Here is an 8,408-nt window from a genome sequence, read left to right on the forward strand (position 1 = left end):
AAGACGGGAAGTTTCGGCCCTTACGGATGCCCGGAAAACCTTAGCGTACGATTTTTTCCGAATTCTGCGGGCTCCCCCACACTGGCCAAAGAGTCCGCAGCGGCACGAGCCGTCAGCCCCCTCCACGCAGGCCAGCGCGAACGCTACCAGAGGCCAGGATCTCGAGATCGGCATGCACACCGAGTAAATCACGCCGCCACCAGGTCCAGCACACCTGCCGGCACCACCAGACGCTGTGCCGGGTCCCCTGAACACCGATCCGACCGGCTGCCTAGGGCCACCTGCTGTACAGACCCGCCGGCCGCCGCACCGGAACCTGCCCAGCCGTTGACCACCATGGGTGCCGAGCCAGCGACGCCCCGGGGCCACCGGCAGCCCCCCACCGAATGTAACTCCGATTCGGGAGACAGACCCCCACCACGGGAGCACCGGTAATCGAGCCACGCCTTGTCGGCGAAAACGGTCTTGGTGTGGTGCGTGGCCTGCTTTGCTTCGTGATAGCGCCCCTCAGATCGACCCCATCTCGTAGCTAGCCGGAGGGGTGGAGAGTGTCGCGGATCTCGATGTTGGCCCACTCAGTGACTCGGACGCAGGTCGAGTGAGTTAGCCAGAGCTGCATTGCATCACGGTCGAATTAACGACCGGTGATCGAGGCGACACGAATCACATGCTTGAGTTGTCCAGGACGAAGGGCGGCAGCACGACGGGCGTCGGGTCTTGGGGAGTAGTACATGGGACTCTCTCTATTTAATGCCGGTTCACAGCAGTGAACTGAGTGAGCAGGAAAAGGGTCTCCTGGTGATCATACCAGCAGGCCACAGGCGGGGTTCACGGATAGTTAGGCGAGTGTGTCAGGGCTGGGCACATCAGGAAGGTACACACACGGCGGTGTCGTGACGGCATGCTCTTTCGTGTAATGAGGTCGAGGCTCGGGCGCTAAGTAGATATGAAGCCCACCTTCGGGCTTCCACATTGGAGAACAGAGCATGAACAAGACTCGTATCAAACAAGGCGCCCGCTGGGCATTCACTGTCGCCCAGCAGGCGATCACCTAGGCCGCCGTCAGGCTGCTTGGCATGGCCATCCTGTCAGTGGTCGTCAAGACCTGGCCAGTGGTCGCTGTGGCGACTGGGGGGCTATGTTGAGCCCACGAATAGAAGCGGGGCCACAGGCCCCGCCGATTAGCACGGACTTTTAGAGTGAGACTTTGCTTTCATCTCACAAGGGCAGTCCAGGAGTCCGCCGAGCACCACACAAAATCACCGGCTCTAGCACAGGACCGTCAGATCCAATCCTCCACGGGGCCGACTGCGGCCCCCACTGCCAACTACAAGCCCGCCTGCGCTGGCCGCCTTGGGCAATGAATTTTCACGGATTCTCAATCTGGATAGTCTGCAAGTAGCCAAATGCCGATAGCCATGCAGCCGAACGTGGACCCTGTGATTGAATACCGAGCCTGCTGGCCACCGAGTAGTCCAGATCACAACTAAAGGAGGGGGAGGGGGTCGCAGTCGAGTAACTCGAAGTGAAAAGGCAGGATCCGGCTCATCTATCGATGGTGCTTCACTGACGTGGTTAATGCGGTAGATGCTACTCATGCAGTTCATTATCTCTACGACGTCTTCGAAATCACAACATACATCAACAAAAAGCCCCGCTAGGCGGGGCTATTTGCATCTTGCGCCTGGTCTATGCGCAGATCTTAACTGGGCGCGGCAACGGCTTACAGGCGATGATCGCGAGCTGCCATTCGTGGTGCTGGGGGCTACCCCATATCTTATCTGACAATGAAGCCAACTCAGCATCAGAACGGATCTGGTGCAGTTCGCCGGTCATCAGTTGATAGTGGTACACGTACAGCCGACGATAAAGCGCCTCGGACATTCTGGCCTTCCAGAAGTGCATACCTTCCCCAGTCTGCATGTTATCACTCAGGATCACATCATAACGGGCCAGTATATAGCCGAAGAATACCGCAGACGGCAGATCTCGAAGTACAGCCTTGTGGTGCTGATTGAACGAACGCCAAACCCGTTGCTGGGTGGCCGGGCGACATTTCAGATCTTCATAGTGAACGATGATCACCTGGTTGTAATAGGCGACCTCAGCCGTATGGTCATTGACCAAGGCGATCTCGAATTTGTCGCCACCGAGTCGAGTAGTCACACAGACGAGGCGGTAGCCGGGCGGTAGAGCGATTCCCAACTCCGGCGCAATCTCCTGGATGTGCTCATGCCCCACCAGAGCTTGATACATCGCCCCGTTGGTTGCGGTCACTTCCAGGTCACGGAATGTTTCTGTGACCTTGTTTGCATCGATAATGAGTTGCGGCATAGCGTCTCGTAGTTGATTGCTCATATTTGATTCATGCCTACTCTAACACTCTGGGGCGGGTGACTTCCATAATAATAGACAAAGCCCCGCAACGCGGGGCAGGACAACCAAAACGAACTGTGTCAGGCAAATCACCGACTGATTTTATCCCGAGGCCTCATGCATTTGAGCCAAAGGCAATAGCAAGCGACTAGGGAACCCAGGCAGTAGAGAATGAACGGCAGCACCATCCGATATGAGAAGGGGCTAGGAACCATGCTCGTCGGCGGAATTGACATTATCTTGAAGCTCTTGAATTTCGTAGATTTTCCGTCTGCATCAGTCAGATTATAAGTCCCTTCCCAATCAATAGAGAGGTCACCTGCAAGAGTTCTATCATTCGGAAGCACGACTTCCACATTGTGGCGAACAAAGCCAACCGATTGCCATTTCATCCCTAAGTGGATGACCCCTATCGCCATCCATAGCCAACACCCACCGGCCAACAAAATCACTGGCACATACCGAACTTGACTCAATTGCATCTCTCCTAGAACACTAGAAATGTAACGTGGTAGCGATTGACTAGCAAACCACTGAAAATGTTTTTTTGGCTCTAAAGCTTCATTACCTTTTTCCTACGGCTTCCCGCCGCCGCCCGGTTCCAGTCATCCCGCTTATTGCTCTCAATTGATTCCCTTCCTGCTTCCCACGTTCCGCTGAAAAAATTGGCATCATCTGTTCTACCAACAGCGATTAAGGGGGTTACCAATCGTGAGAAATACACCCTCTTGTGAATCTGAGCCGCAACTTCAAGCGGCGATCGAGAAGAAGAGAGCATTTTTTTCAATCTGGCGATAGTGTCTGCGTTATCCCTATACCAGAAAGTGACACGAAGATGAGCCGGTTTAAGCGGTATAGAGCGGAGAATCGTTTCAAATTCTGACTGTTTGCTTTTGCGTGGGTCATGGCTCGCGATTTGACGCAGCAGTGCGGCATCGGCATCACGCGCCACCGATTCAAACACCTTAGCTAGGCTGGTCAATTTGCGATCATCGCCCCCCTTGAGCAGGAGGCGAGCGCCGGCCGGTGACTTCTTGGCAGCCTTACGCAATCCTGACATTATCCGCTCAACAGCATCCAGGTTGGCTGATAGCCACTCTTTAGGCTTGGTTCTGGCGGATGGACTCGTACTTGATGCCGTAAAACTGAGCCCTTGCAGTTCCTCCGCCACCTCAGTGCTATACGCCTTACCGCGACCCCGCTTTCTGGGCACATCGATTACTGGAAGTGTAAGGTCCGAATTTGCTACAGACCGAGCATCCCCGATTGAATGCGATTTAAAGTGAATTTCCGTTGAAAGTGTGAGTCGTTCATCACTTTCCTTTGACTTCACATTTCGATATTTAATATCGACATCGATCAGTCCCGCACTCAGAAGTTCGTTAAGGGCCAATGAGAGTTGCCGGCGATCATTGTGGTTGTGCCGACCAGTCTCGCGTGGATGGATTTCACGCAGGAGCTCAAGAACCGTCATGGGCCGCAGATTCAGAAACACCCTGCGCCCCATTAGCTTGCCTGGCCTAGCTGCGATCCATAGAGCTAGCAGGCGAGCCATCTGAGAGTTCAACTGAATGACTGCACTTCGATTTATTGGGACGAGCTTTTTAGTGCTCAGATACAAGGTTCGCAGCTCTGGGGTCGGAGATATTTCGATGGTCCCATCAGGTTCCAACCTCAGAGTACCAACGATATTCGCAATCATGACCGATCTCTTTCGGCTAGTCTCATCCGCATCATCGAGCGTTGGGTAAAATAGAAGAGCAACGCTCTTTAGCCTTGCAAGCGAATCGACGATTTTTTTGTCCAACAGGTAATCTGACGGCCGCATATCCTCAGGAATCGGTGAGAAAAATCGCTCTATGGTCATACGAATTGGCTTGATGATGGCTTGCTCAAACCTCTCCTTTGACAGGCGCCCTAACCAATGAGTGATGCAGATATAAGAGACCAAATCCATTTGAGTGTTGAGGGTTGGCCCCCTCAGTGACATATAAGCGTGACCACTGCTAAGCGGAGTGGTCAGGTGGTAAATTCTATGCTCATCCAGTGCTGGTGGCGTCTTCCCGCTCGCAAGCACGCGGAACATCCCCGTTTTCAGGGTCATATCCAGGTGCAAATCAATGTTCTCAGGGGGAGGGCTGCGATCTGGGTACAAGGAGCGGGTTTGAACCCTATCGTACTCAACCAAGTAGTCCGTATCTTGTTCTATCACCACGGGAGCTCTTGTGTTAGCCACAGCAGTAGGTTCTGGGTGATCCTTTTCTTCAGCTCCCCCTACATTGTGTTCATTGGCTTCATCCACCAGCAACGTCATTTTTTCCATTGCCGGCCAAATGATCTCTAGGGCTCGCTCTACTGACAGCTCCGGTGCCGTCGACACAAAATTCAGCAGCATTGACACAGCCGACTTGTTAATTTTCGGTAAAAGTGGGGGCGCCATCACTTTGATGACGTCAGCACGAAATCCCTGTTTGGTTAAATACGCCTCTAAAATCGCATTCGCGCAGCTAATTTTATCAACGATCATGCGTCACCCCCCAACCTGTGCATATGCTGAATATAACCTGTTCAAAAGCTGTTTATAACCTGTTATCACCTGACAAAATAGTCTCGATAGAGACTCCGCGGCATAGTAGATAAGAGACCACGGCATAGTAGATAGCATATCACGGCATATAACATAGAGCATCACGGCATAGCATATAGAGCATCACGGCATAGTACATAGAGGAACGCGGCATATAACATAGCAGTGCACGGCATATTACATAAAACAGAAAAAAGCCATATACATCACTAAGTTACAACCACCCCATCTTTAAAGATCTTTAACAGATCAAAGATATTAAAAGATCAGTAGATCAAGAGATCAAAAAAAAGAGATCAATGATCTATAATAAGTTGCAGTCGATCTCTTCTCGTTAGGATCCATTTTCGGATTCACAATCCGTTCGCAGCCCCTGAGCAAGCCTGATTTGAGCCCTAGACAGCTCTCAGATGGAAAGTAGACCCCGTGGCAATACGTTGGTATACCCCGGTGATGAGCGCCCTATAAACCGCAATTCCAGCGATTTTATGACTGGGTGAATAACCGCTTAAAAACCGTCCCATCCTATCGGATCCAGACCATAGATCTACTGGATCCAACGTGGATCCATTTTTTAACAGGACCTCGTTTACCTCACACCATCAATAACCTACAGCTAATCGTTCAGTTCAAGCTTTTCGCTGTAGATCCAAGACACGTTGACCCCATACTCTGAACTAGATCCTTAGCAGGGTATGCAAGGATCGATGATCTGAAGATAAAGCGACACAAACAGACGTCCTGAGTTTAAAACACGGTCTCATTCAGCATCTTCAAGATCCGATTGGGGTAACATATGCCTTTCGATTCGGAGGTATTTGATGAGGACCTTAGCAAGGAAAGGCGATCCCACCAGCACTGGCGGTGCGATCCAAGACGGGGACAGCAGCTGGCTCAGCGAAGGCTCCCCAACCACCTATATCGGGATGATAGCGACCTGCCCAGCTTGCAAAGTCGGACAGGGCCCTATCGTCGCCGTGGGCCCCCGCTCCATCATCGGCCCGGGCGGGCCGGTAGCACTGCAGGGCGATTATGTCGCTTGCGGCTGCCCGCCTATGAGCAACACCATACTCCCCGCCCAGGGGACGACAGTCGGCGACAACAAAGGGCCTCGAGCGAAAGCAGCCAGCGCCCCAGCAGAACCACCAGCGCCAGCACCGGCCAGTTCGCCGGCGACCCCTCTTGTCCCGTTGGTTGACCCCGAGGAACACCGGATCGGCATCTTCTTCGATGGCACCCAGAACAACAGGCACAACAGCGAGCTCAGGGAGCAATGTGAAGAGGCAAGCGAGGCGGCCTGCAAATCCATAGAGAAGCTGATAGGCACTGAATCCTCATACGACGGCGGCCCAACCAACATTGCCCGGCTGCATCAAGCCTATACCGGCCCAGCAATCTACATCGAGGGGATCGGCACTGCTGCCGGCAAGGCTGACACAAAGATCGACATGGCTTTCGGTACCGGTGCAACTGGCGTCATAGCCAGGTCAAAGGAAGGCCTGGCCAAGATCAGCACCATGATCGCCAGCCTACCCGCCGGCCCGGTAGCTGTGGATGTCTTCGGCTTTAGCCGGGGCGCTGCAGCTGCGCGACATTTCGTGAACATCCTTCTGGAATCGAACCTGGGGCGCCAGGTGCACGTCGCATTCGTTGGCCTCTTCGATACCGTAGCAGCCATAGGCCTGGACGCCAGCAATGACGAGAATGCGCCAGTTCGCCTCTACATTGCTCCCGGGGCCGCGGAGAAGGTTGTCCAGCTCGCCGCCAAGGACGAGTACCGGCTCAATTTTGCGCTTAACTCCGTACAGCCAGACCACACGGAACTCCCGCTATTCGGTACTCATAGCGACGTTGGCGGCGGGTATCTAGACCAAGTTGAGAAGACGCCAATCATGCGCCCCTATGATGCCATCCTGAAATTTGGTGATGACGCAGCCTATAAGAGATTCCAGGCTGCAGCCAACGCCAGGCTCCAGGAGGAAGCTATCCCTCTATACAAGGGATATGCGAAAGACAGCAGCCAAATAAAGCCGACCATCAGCTCTTTCTCCGTCGTATCCAAGAGCGACGCGCCAATGGTGGGCTATGTGGCCAACGCGATCATGACGCGCACGGTCAAACCTGAACTGCAGCTGCTCGCCGGCCACCTTATGCAGACTATCGCGCAGGAAAGCGGAGCGCCGCTCACCCCCCTGTCTGAGCCGGTTCCCGGGGCGCTGGCCTTCTTGTTCGACAAGTACCTGGGCCTGTGGCATGGAAGCGGTGACCTCAAACTGTCCAAGGAGCAAAACGAGATGCTGATGACGGAGTATGTTCACTGCTCCGATAACTGGACGCCGCTCGGCCCCCTCTACGTGAACGCCCCCGCCCCTAGTAGGGTTCGTCGCGTCTACCAGCAAACACCAGGGAAGTGACCTTATGAAGCGAATAGTCAGTGTCCTAGCCCTCCCCCTCGCACTTGCAGCTTGTGGCGATACCCAGGAGAAGAAACAGCCCCGTAAGCCGCCAGAGGAGCGGGTGATCAGTGAGCCAGCTCATGGATTTGGCGTCCTTTTTGGCAAGCCAAACCCCGATTACACACCGCCAGGGAGGCTAGTTGATAGCCCGGACTTTAAAGTGACTCTCCCAGAGGACCGCTGGGAAGAGGTCACTATCAGCAAAAAAGAGGGCAAGCCAAGCGCGGCGGCAGGTGTAGATAAGTGAGAGCTCGCTGGGCTGTCACTCTCCTGGCGACAGTAGGGGTCTTGGCCATAGCCACCCTGTTTTACACTAGGTCAGATCTACCGAAGGCGGAAAGGCCAGGTATCACCTCCTCCAGTCATGGAGTGGGTGTCCTGTTAGGTTCGCCACAGTACCAGGTGAAAGGTGAGCTGGTGGAGGGGGGCTTTCTGGATAAGCAGCTGGACGAGAAGGGCAGTACGGAATTGGACGAATACCAGTGACACTAGGCCGGCCAGCTGCAATGATGAACCAATCAATCAATCAATCAACACGGAGGGCAAGTGATGTCCTTTACTGCGATCACCCTTGAGGCCGCCCTGGCCATTGAGCCGGCCAAGCTATCTGGCGTCATAGACGGGGTACCGGTCAACCCGGCCAAGCCACCAGCCAGAGACATCAAGCACGACGAGCGTGAGCCCGAAGAAATGATTCTGTGGTGGCGCCAACCGTACCTGCAATGGAATAGCAATGGGCACTGGGATGTTAGATGCCTCGATGGCGGCGCATGGGATCGCCCCACGTTCATAGGTAACCATGAAGAGCTGGCCGGTGCCATAGAGCTGGCCAAGAAGCCTACCCGCGCCTATGCCATAGGGGAGCGGCAGGCCCTGGAGAGCGGCGAAGCCCTAATGAGATCGCTGGGGCTTGGGGTTGTACGCCGGAATCCCAGAAATTTCCGTCAGCCCAGCTCCAGTCCCGCCACGAGCGCATCCAGGTCGATGAA

At 54.2% G+C, this 8,408-nt stretch carries 5 protein-coding genes; 3 read left to right on the plus strand and 2 right to left on the minus strand.

Annotated elements, in window-relative coordinates:
* Positions 1–1,689: 1,689 nt before the first annotated feature.
* Positions 1,690–2,358, minus strand: a complete 669-nt coding sequence (locus PG881_RS23485; protein ID WP_103829035.1) for a hypothetical protein — start codon at positions 2,356–2,358, stop codon at positions 1,690–1,692.
* A 571-nt stretch (positions 2,359–2,929) separates the two neighbouring features.
* Entirely contained in the window at positions 2,930–4,903 is a 1,974-nt protein-coding gene (locus PG881_RS23490) for a hypothetical protein (RefSeq protein ID WP_103829036.1), read from the minus strand.
* A gap of 881 nt (positions 4,904–5,784) precedes the next feature.
* Between PG881_RS23490 and PG881_RS23495 the strand changes: the two genes are divergently transcribed.
* From PG881_RS23495 to PG881_RS23505, 3 genes are all read left to right on the plus strand, one after another.
* Positions 5,785–7,377, plus strand: coding sequence for a phospholipase effector Tle1 domain-containing protein (locus PG881_RS23495; protein WP_103829037.1), 1,593 nt, complete (start codon positions 5,785–5,787; stop codon positions 7,375–7,377).
* Positions 7,378–7,381: 4 nt separating this feature from the next.
* A complete protein-coding gene (locus PG881_RS23500; RefSeq protein WP_134696325.1) occupies positions 7,382–7,666 on the plus strand; it encodes a hypothetical protein in 285 nt (94 codons plus the stop codon).
* Positions 7,667–7,968: 302 nt separating this feature from the next.
* A partial coding sequence (locus PG881_RS23505) for a hypothetical protein (RefSeq protein WP_270803244.1) occupies positions 7,969–8,408 on the plus strand: 440 nt, incomplete at its 3' end.

It is taken from the genome of Aeromonas sp. QDB54 (assembly GCF_027707385.1).
GTDB classification, from domain to species: domain Bacteria; phylum Pseudomonadota; class Gammaproteobacteria; order Enterobacterales; family Aeromonadaceae; genus Aeromonas; species Aeromonas hydrophila.

Coding starts and splice junctions, on each gene's coding strand:
- PG881_RS23500 (WP_134696325.1), top strand. CDS start 7,382: ATGAAGCGAATAGTCAGTGTCCTAGCCCTCCCCCTCGCACTTGCAGCT.
- PG881_RS23490 (WP_103829036.1), bottom strand. CDS start 4,903: ATGATCGTTGATAAAATTAGCTGCGCGAATGCGATTTTAGAGGCGTAT.
- PG881_RS23495 (WP_103829037.1), top strand. CDS start 5,785: ATGAGGACCTTAGCAAGGAAAGGCGATCCCACCAGCACTGGCGGTGCG.
- PG881_RS23485 (WP_103829035.1), bottom strand. CDS start 2,358: ATGAGCAATCAACTACGAGACGCTATGCCGCAACTCATTATCGATGCA.